Source organism: Sporosarcina sp. E16_3 (assembly GCF_017347125.1).
Classification (GTDB): Bacteria; Bacillota; Bacilli; order Bacillales_A; family Planococcaceae; genus Sporosarcina.
In genome coordinates, this window is sequence record NZ_JADPRX010000023.1 from 1 (window position 1) to 22,745 (window position 22,745).

The following is a 22,745-nucleotide window of genomic DNA, read 5'->3' on the forward strand; positions in this document are numbered from 1 at the left end:
AATCTAAGCAAAGAGTGCCGAGGGATCACAGTAATTGAAACTCTAGAGTTCTAATTGCAACTTTACATTTTTAATTGTAACTTTTTGTTTCTAATTGCAACTTCGAGATTCTAACTGCAACTCTTCGCGGAAATTATATAACGAATCACCCTATTTAATTCAAAAAGCCGCACACGGAATCGAAACTCCGTGTGCGGCCAATTTTCATTTATCCGCGAAGCAATGCTCCTGCTTCTGTCGTTAATGCATTCAGTACTTTTCCATGCGCTTTAACGACTTCTTCATCTGTCAATGTGCGCTCTGGGTCTGCATATGTCAGAGAGAATGCAAGTGATTTCTTACCTTCCTCAACGTTATCCCCTTCGTACAGATCAAACAATCTAACATCTTTCAACAACTTGCCGCCAGCACTTCGGATGACATCCTCAAGTATTCCTGCTGATGTCTCGCTCGATACGACAAGCGCGATATCCCTAGAACTCGACGGGAATCGTGGAACCGGAACGTATAGCAATTCATCCGTTTCAATCGCCAAGATTTTAGCAAGGTTCATTTCCATTACATATGTGTTTTTCAAATCACGTTTTTTCTGTTCTGTCGGGTGAATTTGTCCAATCAAACCAATCCGTTCGCCGTTATGGAAAATGTTTGCTGTCCGTCCAGGATGCATCCCATCAAGAACAGTTTGTTCGAATGACAGACCTTCAACTAGTCCAAGACTGTCCATCATGCCTTCGACAATCCCTTTTAGTACGAAGAAGTCAACCGATTTTGTTTCGGCTTGCCATGCATGGTCGACCCATTTGCCAGTAATAACAGCTGCAACATGTTCAACTTCCTGTGGCAGACCATCTTCCTCTTCACCAAGGAAGACCGATCCCGTTTCATAAAGCGCCACAGAATCCATACGACGTGCAACGTTATATGTCGCTGCTTCAAGAAGATGCGGAATAAGGCTTTGACGAAGGATACTGCGGTCTTCACTCATCGGCATAAGAAGCTCTGTAACAGGTGCTGTTTCAAGCGCGTAGCTTTGAGCATGTTCTTTCGATGTCAATGAATACGTCAACGCCTGATAAAGTCCTGCGCCTTCAAGGAACGCTCTAACTGTACGACGTTTCGCCTGGTACGGCGACAATCCACCTGGTGTTGATTCAGTTACTGGAAGTGTCATCGGAATCAAGTCGTAGCCGTACATCCGTGCAATCTCTTCGATAATGTCTTCTTGAATTCGAAGATCCTGCCTGCGTGTCGGTGCGTCAATGATAAGTTTTCCGTTCACCGCTTCTGTAGGGATTTGCAATCCATCTAAAATAGCTAGCATTTCTTCAAGAGGGATCTTCATACCCAGGCGGTTGTTGATATAATCCGGTGAAACAGTAATGCGTACAGGCGTTTTATCAAGTTCATCAACAATGACTGAACCAGCAAGCACTTCGCCACCCGCGATTTCAGCCATAAGTTGCGCGGCACGTTCTGCTGCTGCTTCGACCCGATTAGGATCGACTCCTTTTTCAAAGCGTGTACTCGCATCACTACGCAGTCCAAGCTCTTTCGATGTGCGGCGGACAGATCCTGGTGCGAAGTAAGCTGATTCGATGACAACTGTCGTCGTTCCATCATGTACTTCCGTATTTAATCCACCCATTACGCCAGCAATCGCTACAGGTTCTTTACCGTTTGTAATGACAAGTTGATGCGCTTCAAGCGTCCGTTCAGCATCATCCAATGTCGTGATCTTTTCACCTTGTTCTGCAAGACGGACAGCGATTTCACCTGTACCAAGACGGTCATAGTCAAATGCATGAAGTGGCTGGCCGTATTCCATCAAAACAAAGTTTGTGATATCGACAACGTTATTATGTGGACGTACGCCAGCAGCCATCAAACGGTTTTGAAGCCATAACGGCGAAGCTTCAACTTTAACGTTTTTTACGACTTTCGCTACGTACATCGAATTGTCTTCTATCGCATCGATGCGTAGTTTCAGCATATCTTCTGCTTTTTCATTTGAAGCCGTGTAGTTAATTTCAGGGAGCTGAATGCCTTGTGATAAAATCGCACCAACTTCATATGCAACTCCTATCATACTGAGTGCGTCTGAACGGTTTGGAGTTAAATCGAATTCAAGCACTTGATCATCAAGACCAAGCAATGGAAGTGCGTCTGAACCAGGTACAGCAGATTCAGGAAGCACGTAGATTCCTTCTGCATAGGCTTTCGGTACGAGCTTGCCTTCAATCGCAAGTTCTTGAAGTGAACAAATCATTCCGTTCGATTCTTCACCGCGTAGTTTTGCTTTTTTAATTTTCATGCCGCCTGGTAGCACTGCGCCCGGACGTGCGACGATGACTTTCTGCCCAGCTGCAACGTTTGAAGCACCACAAATAATTTGTGTGGTTTCTTCTCCAACGTCCACTTGGCAAATGTTCAACTTATCCGCTTCCGGATGTTTGACACATTCCACCACATAACCCACAACTACATTTGTCATGTCATGTGAACGGTCAATTATGGAATCAACTTCAATCCCAGAACGTGTAATTTTCTCCGCAAGATCTGCAACAGCAATACCCTCTATATTTACGTACTCACTCAACCATTTTGTAGATACTAACATATCAATTCCTCCTTAGGCTTCAGTCCGGTGGAATTGCGATACAAACCGCACGTCATTCGTATAGAAATGACGAATATCTTCCACACCATATTTCAACATTGCAATTCGTTCAGGTCCCATACCGAAAGCAAAACCTGATACGACAGCTGGATCATAGCCAGCCATTTTCAGCACGTTCGGGTGTACCATGCCGGCACCCAAAATTTCAATCCAACCCGTTTTTTTACAAACGTTACAGCCGTCTCCGCCACATTTAAAGCATGAAATGTCCATTTCAACAGACGGTTCCGTGAATGGGAAGAAACTCGGACGCAGACGAATTTCACGCTCATCGCCAAACATTTTTTTCGCGAATAAAGAAAGTGTCCCTTTTAAGTCGCTCATGCGGATATCTTCCCCAATAACAAGCCCTTCAATTTGCGTGAATTGGTGAGAATGCGTCGCATCATCACTATCACGACGGTACACTTTACCTGGACAGATAATCTTAATCGGCGCGCCGCCTTTCGCTTCCATCGTCCGTGCTTGAACTGGCGATGTATGTGTACGAAGAAGAATATCTTCGGATATGTAGAACGAGTCTTGCATATCACGTGCTGGATGACCTTTAGGCAAGTTCAACGCCTCAAAGTTATAATAGTCTTTCTCAACTTCAGGCCCTTCAGCGATTTCATACCCCATGCTGATGAAAAAGTCTTCGATTTCCTCTACAACACGTGTGAGTGGATGGTGATTCCCTGTACGTGCTGGTCGTCCAGGCAGTGTCACGTCAATCGATTCTTTTTCAAGCTGCTCGTTGATGGCCAGTTCCTCGAGTTTTGCCATACGGTCTTCCAAAACTTCTGTTACCGATTCACGGATGACGTTAACGAGTGCCCCTATCTTAGGTCGTTCTTCAGCAGGAAGTTTCCCCATACCTTTCAAAAGATCCGTAATTGGCCCCTTTTTTCCTAAATAGGCAACACGGACATCGTTTAAAGATTTTACATCTGAAGCTGCTTCAATTTTTGCAAGCGCCTCTACTTTCAACAATTCTAATTGTGCTTCCATGTCAATTCTCCTTTCAAAATAAACAATAGTGCTGGACGCCTGATTAGACGCCTAGACAATAAAAACCCCGCCCCTTATAAAAGGGACGAGGACGATTTCGCGGTACCACCCTGATTATCATACCCGAAGATATGATCACTCAAATCGGAATAACGGTCCGGCACCGGCACGCCTTTACAGCTTACGCTGGTCCTGGCGGCAGCTCACGGGGTGAACTTCGACAACCATTTACCCATCTGCGCTTTCAGTCAAGGCGCGGACTCCCTTTCGGCTCATGTATTGTTTACTTTTCCCGATCATTGCTTTTCATTTCTGTTCATAATGACTAGTATACCCGATTATGATTTGTTCATCAACAACATGCTAATTTTCACATTTTGGAATACGTATATAGCAGGATTCCCGTTGCAACCGCAACGTTTAACGATTCTGCTTTGCCGTACATTGGAATCTTGACTGTATTGTCCGCCATCTCAAGCAATTCTGGATTGACGCCGCTGCCTTCATTTCCGACAATCAATGCAAATTCGACTTGCGGCCAAATATCGGAATGATTCACTGCATTTTTCAATCCGGTGCCCAAAACTTGAATTCCCGCTTCTTTTGCCTTAGCCGTCCATTCAATAAGATCCCCTTTGACGATTGGGATATTGAAATGAGAACCTTGCGCAGAACGTACTGTTTTCGGGTTAAATGAATCAGCCGTGCCCACTCCAAGAATAACTGCGTCCATTCCAGCGGCATCTGCCGTCCGAATCATCGTCCCGACATTACCGGGATCTTGGACTGCGTCAATTAATAAAAGTTTTTTCCACGAAGAATAATCTTCTTCGGCGTGCTCCGGCTGACGGCAATGTGCATAAATACCTTGCGACTGCTCCGTCTCCGAAATTTCTTTCGCGATGGCCTCTGTTATCTCAACAAGTTTTACCCCCTCAATAGACCATCCTTGAGGTATTTCTACACCGTCACGGGTGATCAACGCAAGAATTGTCCCGTTACTTTTTAATGCTTCTTCAACGAGATGAAAACCTTCGACAAGGAATTCTTTCGACTGTTCGCGTTCTTTTCGTGTTGTGACAAGCTTTTTCCAATGTTTCACGAGTGCGTTTTGTGATGATTCAATCCGTTTCATATGTAGGTTACCGCCTTTTTCTTTTCAGTGTATCAAATGTCGGTATAGTTGGCGATATTTGTGTCCAAAATGAAAGTGGGAGGTTGATAAAATGGATTTTCAAATTAGAGATGCCATTTCGGCAAACATGACGAATAATACAGCGGAAGATATCCGTAACGTTGTGGAAGATGCCATTAAGCGAGGTGAAGAGCACCTGTTACCTGGTCTAGGAGTGTTTTTCGAAAAGCTGTGGAACCATGCAGGCGAACAGGAAAAGTCTAAAATGGCAGGCGAACTGGCAACAGTATTTGCAGCCAGCTAAATCGAACAAACGCAAATGTTTAATCTTTCCTGTTTGTTCATGCACCGACAACAGTTTTGGGATAAACGTAAAGCCGCTCATCAGTTGAGCGGCTTTTGTATTTTTCAGATTATGCATTTTTCACAAAGAAATCAAAGCCCATTGCTGTTGCGATACCAAATACAAGTGTCCATATTGCAATGCTAATCGTCATCCAAATTGTTGTATTCACTTTACTTGCCCCGAAAAGCAACCCGATGAATGCCGCGATATGGGTCCCTATCACTATTGGACCGAGTAATGCAAGCCCTGGCATACCGTATTTATTCCAAACACGTTTGCCCCGTTCTGTCCGCTTCGAATCTCCTTTGCCGTCCTTCTTTTTCCGCGACTCCAACCACGCCTTCACTTTTTGGAAGGCAATAATGAGGAAGAGTACCGTAAGCAAGTTTCCTACAAATGCTAGGATCATGACCCAAACTGGGGACAGCCCGCTAACGATGCCAAGCGGGATGACAAGTGCGATTTCTAACCACGGAATAGCTGCACCTAGAAACACTAAAAAATATTCAAACATTATTCATCCTCCGATACATAGTTTTTAACTGTATACTAAACTTAACATAGAATACGGTATTAACATTCGGTTACGTTTAATGTACAAAAAAGCCCAGGTATCAAAACCTGGACTCGGTAACCTATTTTATTACAACAACGAAGCAAGTACTGCTTTTTGCGCATGCAGTCGATTCCCTGCTTGCTGGAAAACATACGAATTCGGACCATCAATAACAGACGTCGCAACTTCTTCTTCACGGTGTGCAGGCAAGCAGTGTAAGAACATATAATCTTTTTTCGCATGAGCAACCAATCCATCGTTAATTTGGAACGCTTTAAATGCCTCTAAACGTGCCGCAGCTTCTTCTTCCTGGCCCATACTCGTCCAGACATCTGTATAAACGACATCAGCCCCAGCAACCGCCTCCACTGGATCCGTTGTTTCAAAGACACTGCCGCCATTTTTAACAGCTATGGCTTTCGCTTTCACCAAGAGGTTCGGATTGTATTCAAACCCTTTTGGCGTTGCGACAGCTACGTGCATACCCATATGTGCTGCGGCAATGACAAGTGAATGCGCGACATTATTGCCGTCACCTACATACGCTAACTTCATTCCCGCTAACGAGCCTTTCACTTCCAAAACCGTCAGCAAGTCCGCTAGTGCCTGACACGGATGGAAGATATCCGTCAAGCCATTAATGATCGGAACCGAAGTATGTTGTGCCAGTTCCTTCACCATTTCATGTGAGTTCGCACGGATCATAACGCCATCTAGGTACTCAGACAATACATGACCTGTGTCATAAACGGATTCCCCACGGCCAATTTGCAAGTCACGTGCATTCATGAACATTGCATGTCCACCAAGTTGGATCATACCCACTTCGAATGAAATACGTGTGCGCGTTGAATGCTTCTCAAAAATCATCCCCAGTGTTTTTCCAGCCAATAAATTCGGCATCTTCCCAGCGGCCATATCTTTTTTCATGGCATCTGCTTTATGCAATAAATACGAGACCTCTTCATGTGTATAATCAAGCAATGTTAGTAAGTCTCTCCCTTTCAATCCTTCTACCATTTTCGTATTATCCATCTCTACCATCACCATTCCCTCATCCCCTATCGTTTATTTCAATTGGTATCTCTGATTATATGTATGCATAATTATAAAGTCAAGTGTATTATTATAGATTTTATTGAATAAAAAAACTGCCCAAGCCATTTTGCTGGCTTAAGCAGTTTAATCGTTCAGTTATTCAAATGTAATCTTATTCACTGTGTCACGATCTAATTTCTTAATGACTGCGACAATTAGTTTCACTGTATTTTCATAATCATCGCGATGTAGGATACCTGCATGCGAGTGAATATAGCGTGTAGGAATACAAATCGCAAGTGATGGTACACCCTTTCCAGAAAGATGAATCGAACCTGCGTCCGTGCCGCCGCCTGGAATTGTTTCGAATTGATAAGGTATGCCATTTTCTTCAGCAGTATCAACAACAAGTTCACGCAACCCTTTATGCGATACCATTGATGCGTCGAATAATAGAATTTGTGGACCATCGCCCATTTTACCAGTAGCTTCTTTAGATGTAACGCCCGGCGTGTCGCCAGCGATTCCTACATCAACTGCAAATCCGATGTCCGGCTGAATTTTTGTTGCCGCTGTACGGGCACCACGGAGACCGATTTCTTCTTGTGCAGCGCCAACACCAAAAACAATATTAGGGTGTTTTTCATCTTTAAGCGCTTTCATTACATCTATTGCTATTGCACAGCCAATACGGTTGTCCCACGCTTTTGCAAGAAGGTATTTTTCATTATTCATCACTGTGAATTCGAAATACGGTACAACCATATCTCCAGGTAGAATGCCCCACTCCATTGCTTCTTCTTTCGAAGTTGCCCCAACGTCAATAAACATATCTTTAATATCGACCGGTTTTTTACGCGCTTCCGGTGATAAAATATGTGGCGGTTTTGATCCAATAACACCTGTCACTGTATCCCCTTTGCGAGTAACGATTGTCACACGCTGTGCAAGCATTACTTGTGACCACCAGCCGCCCACCGTTTGAAATGATAGGAAACCTTTATCGTCAATTCTAGAAATCATGAATCCGACTTCATCAAGATGACCCGCTAGCATGATTTTGGGCCCATTCTCATCGCCAGTTTTCTTCGCGATTAATGAACCAAGACCATCCTGTTCAATTTCATCTGTAAATGGCTCTATGTACTTTCTCATAACTTCACGGGGTTCACGTTCGTTACCAGGAATCCCTTTTGCATCTGTAAGTTCTTTCAGCATCACTAACGTTTCGTCTAATTTCGTCAATTCCTTCGACCTCCTAAATAAATCGTACATGAGTAGTATATGCGATAAGTGTAGCATTATCAAAACATTTAGGTTTCTACATTCATGAATACAAAAATATCCCCCAACCAGTTATACGATTGAGGGAAGTTGTATTTATTGTACAAACAAACACAATTACCTTGTTTGTTTTTGAATTTACTTGATGATTGACACCTTACAGTAACTCTTTCCGCAAATCAGCAGCACTTTTCGGAGAAAGCAATCCAGGTGCAATGTCAAACACTGTTTTAGCACCCGTCTCACCATTTTGATGCAACCTATAAGCTGCGCGTGCGTAAGCAACGAGAACGCTCGATGTAAATTCAGGGTTGCTGTCGAGTTTCAGGGAATACTCCATCACTTGTGCATTGCCTTCGCCTGTCTTGCCGCTACGAATCACGAAACCGCCGTGTGGCATCGCTGAGTGATCCTGTTTCAATTCTTCTTCTGTAATGAAAGTCACTGTCGTATCGTAGTCAGTGAAGTAGTCAGGCATCGTGACAATCGTTTCTTTCACTTTGTCAGCGTCAACGCCTTCTGCTAAGACTACATAACATTCACGGGTATGTTTTTCACGCGTAGTTAGTTCAGGTAACGAACCACTGCGTACTTTATCAACTGCATCAGGTACGGGAATCGTATATTGGACAGCACCTTTTACGCCTTCTATTCTTCTAAGCGCATCGGAATGGCCTTGACTCAACCCTTTCCCCCAAAACGTGTATGTAGCACCTTCAGATAAAACCGCTTCGCCGTACAAACGATTTATGGAGAATAAACCCGGATCCCAGCCGACAGATATAATGGCTGTCTTACCATTCGGTTTTGCAGAAGCATCGACTGCTTCAAAGTAACCTGGGATTTTCGCATGTGTATCGAAGCTATCCACCGTGTTGAATAGAGCTGCTAGTGCCGGTCCTTGTTCTGGCAAATCGTTTTTCGAGCCGCCACAAAGAATTAGGACATCAATTGCGTCTGTAAATTTATGAATGTCATCCATTATATGAACAGGTACATTGTCATTCAGCAACGTCACGTCTTCCGGATTCCTTCTTGTAAACACACCGACTAGTTCCATATCTTTGTTTTGACTAATTGCAGATTCAACACCGCGTCCCAAATTTCCGTAACCTGCAATTCCAACTCTAATTGTCATCGTTGTATTTCCCCTTTCAATCTGTTGCATTCAATTTCAGCAATTTATAGTATAAGTTTATCTCTTTGTTGGTCAGTTTTCTATATAACTCGTCCGCTTTCATCAAAAAAACTTCATCAATCGCAACGAACCCATAGTCATAACCATTTTGTCTCAGCACAGGAAGGCCATCGTACTTTAATGGATAGCCGCCGTCCTCGCGAATAAACCCTTTTAACGAGTTCATATATTTCATAATTTCACTATGCAATTTTTCATTACCATGCATTGGTTCCGATGATGTAAAGATAAACGTCGTCGTCTCACCGTATGAACCAGTTCCGCTTGAATCTGCCACATTTTCTGCAATCCATCCAGTAAATCTACCTTTGACACCAAGACGACTAATCTTATCAAAAACCGTCCTTAAAATTTTAATTTTCATCAAAGACAAATCTGATTCCTCTTCCTTCAGCTTCTCATTATCAAAATGCATGACCCATCCCGCAGTCGTCATTTCACGATCTGTTACGCTTTCCAGCTCTATGAATGGTCCTGATTTACTGGATTCATCACTATACAACTCCGCGAAAGTGATTTGCATATCTTCTTGTATCGCCACCGGCATATTCACAATCAGTTGCCTTTCTACTTTGAACAGTTCATTCACAACCCGCCCAAAATAGAATGGAATCTCTTTTTGAACACTGATTAATGCTGTAGACAATCTGGATTGTTCGTCATTAGTACTGATATTCAATACAAATGGAATTGTGTCCACCTGGCCGTCACTCTTCCAAATAATCACTTCCATGACTATCCTATCAACGGATGATTGCGCATGCTTCACAACAACACCCGCCTTGACGACTTCCTCGACAACAAATTGATCCGTTTTAATGAAAAACTCAATGGAAGTATCTGCTTTTATATGCGGAATTAGCACCGCTCCTTCAGTGAATGATTTGTGAACAACCATATATTCAGGATTATCCAAATCTGCGGCTGTTCTGGATAATAAATCCCTTTCATAAAATGGGTCGTAGTAATGCTCCAAGTCCAGTTGAACAAAAATATACCGTTTCTCAATCTGTTCTACAATCGCCGAATCATCCTGTCTGCCGAAAATTCTTTTAAAGAATCCCACTAATCTATCACCTCATTGGTTTCATTTAATTTTAGTAGTAATCTTATCGTTACGGTTCGTTAAATGGCAAACTAAAAGGATTGTTCACAATCTCTCCTTTTCCCCTTAGGCCTAAATAATGCTAAAGTATAGGGTAGGATGATATCTATTAATTGAAAAGAGGCTTCATTATGCGTGGTTTTGTTTACCTAATCGTTTTCTTCTCGTTTTTTGATTTATTTTCGCAACTGCCCGTTATGAGTCCATTTGCATTATCTCTTGGTGCTACGCCATTTTTGGTTGGACTTGCGGTTGGTATGTATTCATTTTCAAATACAATTGGGAATATTATTTCTGGGTTCATGACTGACAAAAGAGGACCCTTCCTTATACTCGTACTTGGACTTTTCGCTTCGGCACTCTCTCTCTTCCTCTACGCATTTGTTGATGGACCGGCGTCATTGCTCGGTGTCCGCTTTGTCCATGGTTTCATGGAAGGACTAATTGTCCCAGCTGCGTTTACTTTCTTGGCAAACCGTGCAGAAGTGTCTAAACGTGGTAAAAGTGTTGCTATTTCCGGCGCATTCGTTGGATTGGCAGCCATTATTGGTCCAGCATATGGCGGCATTGTAGCTGCTAAAACGAGCACACCTTTCATTATGGCGGTTAACGGCGGCATAATGATGCTACTGGCAATACTTGCGTTTTTTGTTTTACGATCGTTTACATATGTACGAAAACTGCCTTCAAAAGGAGCTGACAATTTCCGTGTCAAATACCTTTTCCAACATCCGGGGATGGTCAGAGCATTTGCCGGGGCATTCTTTTTAATGTTCTCACAAGGTGTACTCGCTCTTGTGTTGCCTTTAAAAGTTGAATCACTTGGATTTGATACGAAAACAACTGGTTTGTTACTAAGCACATTCGGTGTCGTCGCAATTCTCATCTTTTTATTGCCAATCAACCGGATCTTTGACCGTGTTCGGCCAGTTGTGACACTTGCATTTGGAATAACACTTATGGGATTAAGCATGTTGTTCTTGAGCCAAGTTGAGGAATTGAACAACTTATATATCGCCATGTGTATTTACGGGGCTGGATTCGCTTTCCTCTTCCCATCCATTAACTCACTGCTAATTGATTCATCATCTCCTGAATTTCGTGGGAAAGCATATGGTTATTTTTACGCGTTCTTCTCGATTGGTGTCGTTGCAGGTTCAAGCGTGATTGGATTCTTGGACTTGGAATACCGAGCCGCTTTCATGCTGACAGGATTCATCCTGCTCGCAGTTGCTTTATATACCTTGATCGGATTGAAGAACAAAAGTTCTATTGACAAATCATCGCACGTCCTATAATGTCAGATACGAAATGAATACCCTGTTCGGGAGAGGTTCATAGCGACCCTCTATAAAAAACTATGGATGACGAAATTTACGCCATGTGCATTCAATATGGCCCCTTTTTCGGCACCTATGGACCTCCCTGACAAATTATACGGGAGGTTTTTTTAATTGGCTGGAAGAGATGAAGCAACACTGACCGACTTAACTTTGCTCGGCAATCAAAATACAAAATACGTGTACGAGTACAACCCCGACATTTTAGAGTCGGTCGACAATATGCATGTGGGTCGCGATTACTTCGTGAAATTCAACTGTCCGGAGTTTACATCACTTTGTCCGATGACAGGGCAACCCGATTTCGCGACAATGTATATCAGTTTTGTGCCGGATAAAAAACTTGTGGAAAGCAAAGCACTCAAGTTATATCTATTCAGTTTCCGAAATCACGGTGATTTCCATGAAGACTGCGTCAATATTATTATGAATGATTTAATCAAACTGATTGAACCGCGTTATATCGAAGTGTGGGGAAAATTTACTCCGCGTGGCGGCTTGTCAATCGATCCTTACTGCAACTACGGTAAACCCGAAACGAAATATGAACAAATGGCAGAACACCGACTGATGAATCACGATATGTATCCCGAAAAAATCGATAACCGATAAGAAGAGGTGTAACAACAATGCTTTATTATTTGAATGGACTTTTCGTCGGATTATTAATTTTATCAAATATATTAGCTGTGAAATTATTCAGTATTGGCGAGTGGATTGTATTACCTGCAGCTGCACTCATTTATGTCTGCACCTATCCGCTCCTGGATGTCATAACAGAAGCGTATGGCAAAGAAGCTGCTAGAAGAACCGTTCTAACAGGTTTTATGGCACAACTTTTCGCAATTTTCTTCATCTGGATTGCCATTAAGTTACCTGCAGCCCCTTTCTATGAACACCAAGAATCGTTCGAAACGATCTTCAGCGCGGGCTTCCGTGTGACAATCGCGAGTTTGGTTGCTTACCTTATAAGCCAGAACCTCGACGTTGCGATTTTTGACAAACTAAAAAAACGACATGGCACAAAGAAATTGTGGATCCGCAATAACGCATCCACAATGGTAAGCCAGCTTGTCGATACGGCTATTTTTATTTCGATCGCTTTTTACGGCACAATGCCACTAGGCGTTTTAATTGGAATGATCTTCAGCCAATATATCTTCAAATTTATTGTCGCAATCCTAGACACACCTATTGTTTACGCACTTGTTGCGTTATGCAGAAGGACGGATAAAATAGATAAAACGAATACGATAACCGCACACAATTAAAGTGACAATCCATTATTCCGAATAAATAAGAGGCAGGCACCATCTCGATTTGAGATAGTACCTGCCTCTTTCATTCACACTAGTGTTAAACGTTTTGCATTTGAAAAGTCTTGATTTCTTCCATGAAAGCTTCCCCGTATCTTTCTAGTTTCGCAAGACCGACACCGTTAACCTCAAGGAAATCATCATTTGTAATTGGCATTCTGGCCGACATATCACGTAATGTTTTATCTGAAAAAACGACGAACGGAGGTACACCGGCTTCTTGAGCCAGTTTCATACGAAGTGCCCGAAGCTGGTCGAATAGCGGATCATCATTCGCAACTTGCGTTGTAATAACAGTCACTTTTCGATTGACAGTTACTTTGCCAGTCAGCACATCTTTCCCTTGTTCACTGACGTAAATGGTTGGAAATTGCCCATTCTCTACGCCAAGATAACTTTCCGAAATGATGAACTCAATGAAATCGGAAATATCTTTTGCACTACGCCCTTTCATTAAACCATATGTCGTTAATTTATCGAAACCGAATTCAATCACTTTCTTATTCCTAGATCCTGTTAATACTTGTGCAATCATCGCCTTACCGAACCGTTGTCCCATTCGAATAACACATGACAATACTTTTTGAACATCTTCAGTCACATCCGTACTTTCCCGTGTGTCCGTACAATTAGCACAGCGACCGCAGTTCTTCACATCTGTCTCTCCGAAATACAAAATAATGAATTTCTGGAGGCAGGTTTCCGTATGACAGTAGTCAATCATTGACTGCAATTTTTCAAGCTCCGCTGGGATTCTGCTCGGGTCTTGTGATTGATCAATTAGGAATCGCTGGGTCTGGACATCCTGTGATGAAAAAAGCACAGTACAAGCACTGTCAAGCCCGTCCCTTCCTGCACGCCCTGCCTCCTGATAATAGCTCTCCATGTTTTTCGGCATCTGGTAATGAATCACATAACGGATATTGGATTTATCAATCCCCATACCAAATGCATTCGTCGCAACCATCACGGAAGCCTCATCATTCAAAAAGCGGTCTTGCCCAGACTGGCGTTCAATATCTCCAAGTCCTGCATGGTATTTCGCAACTGACACGCCACTTTTCTGAAGGATGTCATGCACATGATCAACCGCTTTTCGTGTCGCAGCGTAAATGATGCCCGCTTCCCCTTCATTTTTCCGGACATATTCTTTGACGAATTTCTCACGGTCTTGACCTTTAACCACAGAAAAAGTAAGATTCGCCCGTTCGAAACCAGTCATGACCGTATTGTTTTCACTAATCCCAAGCTGTCGGCAAATATCTTCCCGAACAGCAGGGGTGGCGGTAGCTGTAAGTGCAAGTAGGACCGGTTTTTTATCGAACAGAGAAACGATACTGCTTATATTACGGTAACTTGGACGGAAATCATGACCCCATTGCGAAATACAATGCGCCTCGTCGATTGCAACCATTGGAATTGTCATCCGGCGCAACTGGTTTTTGAAAGACGGTGAATCCAGTCGCTCCGGCGCCACATAAAGAAGCTGGTATTCGCCCATTACAGCCCTTTCCATTGTTTCAAAGTATTCCTCAGATGACATCGAACTGTTAATGTATGCCGCTGGAATTCCAGCCTGGTGGAGGGCATCAACCTGATCTTTCATCAAGGAAATAAGGGGTGAAATAACAAGAACAGTACCCTCCATTACAAGTGCAGGTACCTGATAACAAACAGACTTCCCGCCCCCAGTTGGCATGACACAAAGCGTGTCATGAGAACTCATAACGCCCCGGATAACTTGCTCCTGCCCCGTTCTAAATGAAGGATATCCGAAATATGTTGTCAGTATCGCTAAAGCTTTTTCGATTTGGACCATCTCCTAACTATATATCAAAGAAAAAAGCACCGGATTATGGCGCTTAAAGTTGTATTATTTTTCAAAAACATGCATTTCCTATCGCCCTGAGCATCTTATATAAGAATATCAGATTAAGCGACATAATGGAATGAAAGTCCGTCAGTCCAGTTAGATCCGTAGAAACCGAAAAAAGTACTTTTAACTAGTAGGGGTTATTATCGGAAGACTAATCTCTACAGTCGTTCCATGGCCTTCTTTACTCTTGAATTGAATAGATCCATGATGGTTTTCAATAATTTTATAGCTAACCATAAGTCCTAAACCTGTCCCTTTCTCCTTCAGTGAATAGAATGGTTCTCCAAGCTTATTAAGACGTTCTGATGGTATCCCGATACCAGTATCGGAAAGAGAAATCTTGACAACTCGACCTTCCTCAGCCACTGTACTTATTGTTATTTCTCCGCCGTTCGGCATTGCATCTATCGAATTTTTTATTAAATTAATGAATACTTGTTGGATTTGCTTCGATTCGCAATGAATGAATTGATCTTTATCATCAAGTTTCATATTGAATGCTATATTATGGAGCATTGCTTCTTTCTCCATTAAAGAGATGGTTCGGTTTATTTCGTTAAAGATGGATGTAGTTGTGAATTCCGTTCCATTACTCGGTTTTGCTAGTTGAAGAAATTCTTCGATAATCATTTCAATTTTTATAAGCTCTTCTGTCATAATGGAACCAAACGTGTTTTCCTGCCCCATTGTAAGTAATTGAATGAACCCTTTTATAGTTGTTAATGGATTTCTAACTTGATGAGCAAAGCTTGCAGATAATTGTCCAACAATGTTAAGCATGTCCCACTTTCTAAGAAGTTCATCTTGCATTTTTAGTTTAGAAATATCTTCCGTAATTGAAACATATCTCACAACTACTCCCACCTTATCCATGACAGGGGTAATTTTCGTTCGAATCCAGCTCACTTGTTCATCCTTATTTAACACACGATACTCAATTTCAGTTATGTCTGTAGATAATTTCTTAAAAAACCGTAACAGTCCCATTTTATCATCTGGATGACATGTCGAGACAAACAGTCCAGGATCTTTCATTAAGTTTAAGGCAGGGATGCCGATAAGTGTTTCTATTCCAGGGCTTACGTACAGGTACAGTCCCTTGTTAACATCATACTGACATACGCCAAATTCCAAATTTCTCGTAATATCCTTTATTAATACTTCCTGTTGCAAAATATTTCCCAACTGTTTTTCAACGAAAGCTTTCATTTCTAGCGTTTCCTCAAGCTTTCTCGAAAGCGCAAAAATGCCTTGAACCATTCCGGCGTTGTCATAATACGGCAATAAAACGATATTAACAGGAAGCATAAGTCCATTTTTCGTTATTCGTACAGTGTTCAATCGGACTACTTTTTCGCCATTAATGAGTCGTTCCTTAATTTCTATAAGTTCGTACATAAGAAAATCAGGAACCATTGAAGCTCTCTTCTCCTCTAGCTCTTTACGTGTCCATCCAAAGAGTTCAATATAAGCGTCATTAACGCCAATAACATTCCCGTCAAAATCACAATTGATTGCAGCGCTATCTGTAATGTCAAATACCGTGGTTTCTTTATTAATTAACGAGCGCTCAACAGACGTATAGGCGAACGTATCTACAATCGGAATTGCTTGTATAAGTACTTCATTCTGAGAAATCCAGTTGCACATATTCACATAAAGTGGAAAGTCACTGCCTGTACTTCCAGTAAATCTGAAAGTAAACGGAATCAATTTTCCACCTTGGGATTTATTGATTCGTTCGATGAATAATGGTCGATCATCTTCATAAATAAATTCATACATAGATGTACCGATTATAGAAGGGATTTTTTTCACCGAAATAGTACAAAAATCTTTATTCGCATTTAGAATCTCTCCACTTTCAGTCAAACTGAAAATAATTTTTTCAACATATGCATTTCCAGTATCCAGACCCTTATCTTCATGCAATACATAAGAATTCGGCATCTATATCCCTCCCTATTTCGAAGTTTATTATATTCTAACTGCTATTCTAACATATTTTTCTATGAGTGTCGCAATTATCAGAAACCCATTTTTTCACATTTTTGGAAAACGTAAAAATACGGTATTTAATTCATTCATACAATTCCTCTAAGATTTGCGCAGTAACCTATTTCTACATTATAACAAAATATCCCACAATCGAAGATCCGATTGCGGGATAGTACGTACCTATTGGAACAATTAAACTTACCGTAAATATCGCGTTGTTTGCCTATTGGTTAGCGCACAGTCACCTAAACATACCTTCGATATACCTTGTTCCGATCATACGAATAGACGACTTGTAAATTCTCTACATACGTTTCCAAATGTACAATCCGTCCCCATAATTGATAAATATAAGGTAGCACACTTTCTAAATACTTTAGGTCCAGTTCGGTACCTTCGTATTTATGCACCAAATACAGTTCTCCGTTACGCAAGTAATCCCCATTTTCAACTACGATATATGGAAAACCACCGTTTACACGCATAGAGACTAATTGATTTCTTACGTCTTCATAATCTTTAGTGCTAATTTGATAGTTGCCGCCCTTTTTTTCAAATAGATATAAATCTTCCTGCTGAACCAACTCTTTGGTGACATAGTTGCGGATAAAGGATATATCCGATTCAATTTCTCTCACTTCAAAGATTTTTTCTATACCCGTATTAGGCTGAACCCCTAATCTTCTCATTTTCTCCGTCGGATTATTGTATCTCTTTTCAATATCCTCGTATATTTTCAATCCCAGATAATAGGGATTGATGGAGGTTTTCGAAGGCTGGATAACATTCGCATTTAATGTAGCAAATTCAATTGTCTCATCTGACGTTAAATCCATTTCCCTCAAAATTCGTTGATGCCAAAAAGATGCCCAGCCCTCATTCATAATTTTTGTTTCAAGCTGCGGCCAAAAGTAGAGCATTTCCTCGCGCATCATCGTTAATATATCACGTTGCCACTCTTCCAATTCACGACTATACTCTAAAATAAATAGCAATAGATCTTTTTCCTGATTTTGAGGTACTTTCTTTCCCTTTGGAATTGTTACTTTCTTCTCTGCCACTTTTCTATCCAAATTCCATAAATCATCATAAGGCGTTTTCCGAATAATTTCTTCCTTAACACTTTCCTCATCCAAGTCATCAGCTGGTCGTTGATACCTTAGTATAGAAGGATCTATATGTTCTTGAATGGCCAATACAGCATCTAAAAAGCGCTCGACCTCGTCTTTACCATGAATCATTTCATAATTCGCGATGCGCTCGGCCGTTGCCGTCATACTCTCTACCATGTCCTTTCTCGTATTAGAGAACCGAACATTATTTTTGAAAAAGTCACAGTGTGCAAGAACATGGGCAACAATAAGTTTATTTTGTATAAGGCTGTTCGTATCCAGTAAAAAGGCATAACAAGGATTCGAATTTATGACTAACTCATAGATTTGACTCAAACCAAGATCATATTGCAGCTTCATTTTATGAAATTGCTTTCCAAAACTCCAATGTGTAAAACGCGTTGGCATCCCATATGCCCCGAATGTATAAATAATATCGGCTGGGCAAATTTCATACCTCATGGGATAATAGTCGAGGCCAAATCCAGTTGCGATCTCTGTAATTTCAGCAATCGCACGATGAAGCGCTTTTATTTCCGTCAATCGAATCCCTCCGAGTTTTTATGAAAAAAGCTTTTAAGTGCAAAGTAGACATCTCGTTTTTCTTTCAATATATAATGACGGAATTTCGGGTCATCGATTTTCTTAAATGAGGACATCATTGTTGAAAAACGGTTATAGGCATTTACCTCGCCGTACCCAAACATATTGGATACAGCCATAATTTCTTGAACAAGCTTTATGCATTTGTCGTTATCGGAAGACATATTCTCACCGTCAGAAAAGTGGAAAGGGTAAATATTAAATCGTGTGGGATTGTATTTTTTCTCAATCAGTTCTAGTGCTTTTAAATAGGCAGATGAACAAATTGTACCTCCACTTTCTCCTTTCGAGAAAAAGTCTTCTTCTGACACCACTTTTGCTTCTGTATGGTGCGCAATAAATTCAAACTCAACTGTTTCGTATTTCGTTCGTAAAAAATTGGCCATCCAAAAGAAAAAACTTCTAGCCATCGTTTTTTCAAAATTCCCCATTGATGCACTCGTATCCATCATGGCAAGAACTACTGCTTTAGATTCTGGTTTTTTCACATCATCCCATGTTTTAAAACGTAAATCGTCATTGTTGAATGGGGCAATTTCAGCTTTCCCTTTTATTGCATTCCTTTTAATAGCCGTTAAAATTGTTCGTTTTTTATCAATATTTCCGATAAGCCCTTTTTTTCGGATATCATTAAACTCAATTTTTTCTGCTGTGTTTTCAGCCTGCTCTTTTTGTTCCAAGTCTGGTAATTCCATTTCTTTAAACAAGGCATCCTCTAACTCAGCAATCGAAACTTCCGCCTCATAATAATCTTGCCCCGCTTGATCCCCGGCTTGTTTTCCAGTACCAGACCCACTTTTCCCCTGTGATCCATCTTTCGCAACTACATCACCTACCTGGCTATCGCCATTTCCTTGCCCTACATGCTTAGATTTGTCGTGATTGTACCGTATTTTATATTCATCAAGCGACCGTATCGGAATTTTAATAACATCCTTACCTTTTGACAAGATAATACTTTCCTCACTGATTAAATCCGGTAAATTATTTTGAATTGCTTCTTTCACTTTATCTAGATGGCGTTGCTGATCTTGATATCCTTTTCTGTGAAGGGACCAGTTTTCCTGCGAGACAGCAAAATGTTCATTGTCTTTTTCATTCATCATCATCCACACCCATCTTTTATCCAATGTTTGCTACTGATTTTAGAAAAGAACAAGACTAATGCTGCATCAGTCTTGTTCTCATCACTTCCTGGTATTATCGATTAAGCAGACTACCGACATAGCGTAGTAATTCATTTGCAGAAATAGAATTATAACCATGCTCATCAATGAGCCTCGCAATCACTTCGTTCACTTTTTTAAGATGCGATTCATCCGGTGTTTTTGATGAAGTCGTAATTTTTACTACATCTTTTAGATCAGCAAACAGTTTCTTTTGAATGGCCTCCCGCAAACGTTCATGAGAATTGTAGTCAAAACGTTTTCCGCTTCTCGCATAGGCAGACAGCCGAATGAGGATTTCCTCTCGAAACGCTTTTTTCGCATTTTCAGAAATGCCGATTTGTTCCTCAATGGAGCGCATGAGTTTTTCATCCGGATTCATTTCTTCCCCTGTTAAGAAATCCCTCAACTTATTTTTATTGCAAAAGGCCTCTACGTTATCAAGGTAGTTATCCATCAGCGAAATAGCTGATTCTTCATATGAATAAACAAATGCTTTTTGCACTTCTTTCTTGGCAATTTCATCAAATTCTTTTCTTGCGATTGCAATATAGTTCATATATTTATCACGGTCTGCCTGCGAAATAGAGGCATGCTGGTCGAGTCCATCTTTCAAGGATCGTAAGACATCAAGTGCATTAATAGAAGAAACCTCTTTCCGAATGATAGCTGAGGAAATACGGTTGATCACATAACGCGGATCAATTCCGTTCATCCCTTCGTTCGGAAATTCCTTCTTCAATTCCTCCACATCCATTTGATTAAATCCTTCTACATCTTCCCCGTCATAGAGACGCATTTTCTTTACGGTATCAATTCCTTGTTTCTTGGAGTCTTCCAATCGTGTCAACACTGAAAATATCGCCGCTACCTTTAAAGCATGTGGAGCAATATGAACATGTGCCATATCACTTTCTTTAATCATTTTTTCGTAAATACATTCTTCCTGGCTAACTTTTAGATTATAAGGAATCGGCATCACAATAATTCTTGAGTGAAGAGCTTCATTCTTTTTATTGGCAATAAAAGATCGGTACTCTGTTTCGTTGGTATGCGCGACAATTAGTTCATCTGCGCTAATCAACGCGAACCTGCCTGCCTTAAAGTTACCTTCCTGGGTCAGCGATAATAAGTGCCATAGAAACTTCTCATCCAGCTTCAGCATTTCCTGAAATTCCATCATACCTCTGTTTGCTTTATTCAATTCACCGTCAAAGCGATAAGCACGCGGATCCGATTCGGAACCAAATTCGGCAATTGTGGAAAAGTCGATACTTCCCGTTAAATCTGCAATATCCTGTGATTTTGGATCGGAAGGTGTAAATGTTCCAATGCCTACACGTTTGTCTTCTGAGAAAAAGATTCGTTCTACCAGTACATTTTCAATTTCTCCATCATATTCTTGTTCTAGCCGCATTGAATTTAACGGCGACAAGCTGCCTTCAATACGAATACCATACGCCTCTAAAAAATCTTTGCGCAAATTCTGTGGGATTAAATGCAGTGGATCTTCATGCATTGGACAGCCTTTGATGGCATAAACCGCACCCTCATCTGTTTTGGAATAGTTCTCAAGCCCACGTTTCAATAAAGTCACGATTGTAGATTTACCACCACTTACGGGACCCATCAATAACAGAATCCGTTTACGAACCTCTAGTCTTTTAGCTGCGGGATGAAAGTATTCTTCCACAAGTCTTTCGATTGACTCTTCAAGTCCAAAAATCTCTTCTCCAAAAAATTGATAGAGCCTGTTACCGTCTTTTTCCACTAACCCAGAGCTTTTAATCATATTATAAACACGTGAATGTGCTGTTTGTGCGACTTCTTTTCTGTCCTTCACTATGGCGAGGTAATCAGCAAACGTGCCTTCCCACTTAAGTCTGTTTTCTTCTTCTCGGAAGTTTCTTACTTTGTTTAAAATATCCATCAATTTCCCTCCAGTCAGGGCATGTTTTATCCATAGTATGCGAGGAGAGAAGTTATAATGACGGTAAATATGAAAAGTGCCACATCCAGAAACGGTTCAATCCGTTTCAGATGCGGCACTATTCACTACTTATTGACGATTGAAGCTTTGTTCGGTGAACTGAACATATTCGCGACGACGATACCTGTAAAGAAAGCAATGACACTCATAACAAATGGTGTTCCACTTTCGGGAATCCCGGGATAGATGACGAATAACGAACCGACAATAAGTCCAATAATCACAGCAAACGTGATGTACATAAAATGCTTCAGCAAATAACTAATTGCTTTGCTGCTGACGATGAACCCGACAATTACTCCGGCACCGATAACGGCTATAATCGGTAAATTAAAGTTCGATAATGCACCAATTGCCGTCGAGTAGACGCCCAAAATCAGCAAAATGAATGAACCGCTAATGCCCGGCAATAACATGGCCATGCTTCCCGCCCATCCAGCGAAAAAGAGCCCAATCGCATTGGAAGCCGTCAAGGAAGTAATGACCACCGTATCTTGTGGTTTAATGAATGCTAGTGAAGCAAGTGCCGCTCCAACTAACAGAATGACAATTAAATGTTTCCATGTGAAATTTCTTTTCACACCCGCTTGCTTTGTAATGAAAGGTAGTACACCAATAACAAGCCCCATAAAGAAAAACTGAGTAGGTGCAGGATGATTTTCAAGTAAGTATTCGATTACCCTACTGAACAGTAGGAGTGTAGCACCCATTCCAATCCCTAGTGGCAGTAAAAAACCGATATGTTTCTTCCAATTACGGCTGAAAAATCCGCTAATCGCAGCTAATAATTCATCATAAATTCCCAAAATGAACGCAATTGTTCCTCCGCTCACACCAGGAATAAGATCGCTAATCCCCATAAAGAATCCGCGATATAAATTTCTCCATTGCATAACTATAGTTCCTCCAATTTCAATTGAATGGTCTAAGTATAACACTTTAACGGGTCCATGGGTAAGGGGCAGAAGTGACAATTTTTGTCGTCATCATGTAAAGTTAAGTACTCTAATTG

Annotated in this window: 18 protein-coding genes, 1 riboswitch and 1 other annotated feature; of the genes, 4 read left to right on the forward strand and 14 right to left on the reverse strand. The window is 41.2% G+C overall.

From position 1 onward, the window contains the following. Window positions 1-208: 208 nt before the first annotated feature. The 3 genes from pheT to I2483_RS13325 all read right to left on the reverse strand — a co-directional run bounded on the left by pheT (window position 209) and on the right by I2483_RS13325 (window position 4,805). Window positions 209-2,620 (reverse strand): phenylalanine--tRNA ligase subunit beta, encoded by a 2,412-nt coding sequence (gene pheT, locus I2483_RS13315; RefSeq protein ID WP_207277628.1) that lies wholly within the window; start codon window positions 2,618-2,620, stop codon window positions 209-211. Window positions 2,621-2,632: 12 nt separating this feature from the next. Continuing rightward, the gene (pheS, locus tag I2483_RS13320; RefSeq protein WP_207277629.1) at window positions 2,633-3,670 is read right to left on the reverse strand and encodes a phenylalanine--tRNA ligase subunit alpha; all 1,038 of its coding nucleotides are present in this window, start codon (window positions 3,668-3,670) and stop codon (window positions 2,633-2,635) included. Between the two features lie 78 nt (window positions 3,671-3,748). Then, window positions 3,749-3,979 (reverse strand) — a binding site (T-box leader). A 61-nt stretch (window positions 3,980-4,040) separates the two neighbouring features. Further along, window positions 4,041-4,805: a TrmH family RNA methyltransferase gene (locus tag I2483_RS13325; protein ID WP_207277630.1), complete on the reverse strand. Its 765-nt coding sequence runs from the start codon at window positions 4,803-4,805 to the stop codon at window positions 4,041-4,043. A 91-nt stretch (window positions 4,806-4,896) separates the two neighbouring features. On the opposite strand from I2483_RS13325, the gene sspI reads away from it, so the two are divergent. Next, the gene (gene sspI, locus I2483_RS13330) at window positions 4,897-5,109 is read left to right on the forward strand and encodes a small acid-soluble spore protein SspI (RefSeq protein WP_186670174.1); all 213 of its coding nucleotides are present in this window, start codon (window positions 4,897-4,899) and stop codon (window positions 5,107-5,109) included. A gap of 109 nt (window positions 5,110-5,218) precedes the next feature. Here the strand turns inward: sspI and I2483_RS13335 are convergent, their stop codons facing one another. The 5 genes from I2483_RS13335 to I2483_RS13355 all read right to left on the reverse strand — a co-directional run bounded on the left by I2483_RS13335 (window position 5,219) and on the right by I2483_RS13355 (window position 10,293). Further along, window positions 5,219-5,665 (reverse strand): small multi-drug export protein, encoded by a 447-nt coding sequence (locus tag I2483_RS13335; protein WP_207277631.1) that lies wholly within the window; start codon window positions 5,663-5,665, stop codon window positions 5,219-5,221. A gap of 129 nt (window positions 5,666-5,794) precedes the next feature. Next, window positions 5,795-6,757: an ornithine carbamoyltransferase gene (gene argF / locus I2483_RS13340; protein ID WP_207277632.1), complete on the reverse strand. Its 963-nt coding sequence runs from the start codon at window positions 6,755-6,757 to the stop codon at window positions 5,795-5,797. 144 nt (window positions 6,758-6,901) lie between these two features. Continuing rightward, entirely contained in the window at window positions 6,902-7,990 is a 1,089-nt protein-coding gene (locus tag I2483_RS13345; RefSeq protein ID WP_207277633.1) for a M42 family metallopeptidase, read from the reverse strand. A 196-nt stretch (window positions 7,991-8,186) separates the two neighbouring features. Beyond that, the gene (locus I2483_RS13350; protein WP_207277634.1) at window positions 8,187-9,167 is read right to left on the reverse strand and encodes a diaminopimelate dehydrogenase; all 981 of its coding nucleotides are present in this window, start codon (window positions 9,165-9,167) and stop codon (window positions 8,187-8,189) included. Between the two features lie 16 nt (window positions 9,168-9,183). Continuing rightward, the gene (locus I2483_RS13355; protein ID WP_207277635.1) at window positions 9,184-10,293 is read right to left on the reverse strand and encodes a hypothetical protein; all 1,110 of its coding nucleotides are present in this window, start codon (window positions 10,291-10,293) and stop codon (window positions 9,184-9,186) included. A gap of 170 nt (window positions 10,294-10,463) precedes the next feature. Between I2483_RS13355 and I2483_RS13360 the strand changes: the two genes are divergently transcribed. From I2483_RS13360 to I2483_RS13370, 3 genes are all read left to right on the forward strand, one after another. Next, window positions 10,464-11,630, forward strand: coding sequence for an MFS transporter (locus I2483_RS13360; protein WP_207277636.1), 1,167 nt, complete (start codon window positions 10,464-10,466; stop codon window positions 11,628-11,630). 26 nt (window positions 11,631-11,656) lie between these two features. Next, a riboswitch (PreQ1 riboswitch) is annotated at window positions 11,657-11,700 on the forward strand. 86 nt (window positions 11,701-11,786) lie between these two features. Next, on the forward strand, window positions 11,787-12,284 hold the full coding sequence (gene queF, locus I2483_RS13365; RefSeq protein ID WP_186670161.1) for a preQ(1) synthase: 498 nt from the start codon (window positions 11,787-11,789) through the stop codon (window positions 12,282-12,284). 17 nt (window positions 12,285-12,301) lie between these two features. After that, complete coding sequence (locus I2483_RS13370; protein WP_207277637.1) at window positions 12,302-12,943, forward strand: queuosine precursor transporter; 642 nt, start codon at window positions 12,302-12,304, stop codon at window positions 12,941-12,943. An 85-nt stretch (window positions 12,944-13,028) separates the two neighbouring features. On the opposite strand, the gene recQ is transcribed toward I2483_RS13370, so the two are convergent. From recQ to I2483_RS13400, 6 genes are all read right to left on the reverse strand, one after another. Next, window positions 13,029-14,807, reverse strand: coding sequence for a DNA helicase RecQ (recQ, locus tag I2483_RS13375; RefSeq protein WP_207277638.1), 1,779 nt, complete (start codon window positions 14,805-14,807; stop codon window positions 13,029-13,031). 180 nt (window positions 14,808-14,987) lie between these two features. Beyond that, entirely contained in the window at window positions 14,988-16,814 is a 1,827-nt protein-coding gene (locus I2483_RS13380) for an ATP-binding protein (RefSeq protein ID WP_207277639.1), read from the reverse strand. Window positions 16,815-17,107: 293 nt separating this feature from the next. Further along, on the reverse strand, window positions 17,108-18,517 hold the full coding sequence (locus I2483_RS13385; protein ID WP_218624957.1) for a SpoVR family protein: 1,410 nt from the start codon (window positions 18,515-18,517) through the stop codon (window positions 17,108-17,110). Further along, window positions 18,514-19,680: a sporulation protein YhbH gene (gene yhbH / locus I2483_RS13390; protein ID WP_207277671.1), complete on the reverse strand. Its 1,167-nt coding sequence runs from the start codon at window positions 19,678-19,680 to the stop codon at window positions 18,514-18,516. Before yhbH ends, I2483_RS13385 begins: the two co-directional genes overlap by 4 nt. A 97-nt stretch (window positions 19,681-19,777) precedes the next feature. Then, the gene (locus I2483_RS13395) at window positions 19,778-21,673 is read right to left on the reverse strand and encodes a PrkA family serine protein kinase (RefSeq protein ID WP_207277640.1); all 1,896 of its coding nucleotides are present in this window, start codon (window positions 21,671-21,673) and stop codon (window positions 19,778-19,780) included. Window positions 21,674-21,798: 125 nt separating this feature from the next. Next, window positions 21,799-22,626 (reverse strand): DUF368 domain-containing protein, encoded by an 828-nt coding sequence (locus tag I2483_RS13400; RefSeq protein ID WP_207277641.1) that lies wholly within the window; start codon window positions 22,624-22,626, stop codon window positions 21,799-21,801. Window positions 22,627-22,745: the final 119 nt, after the last annotated feature.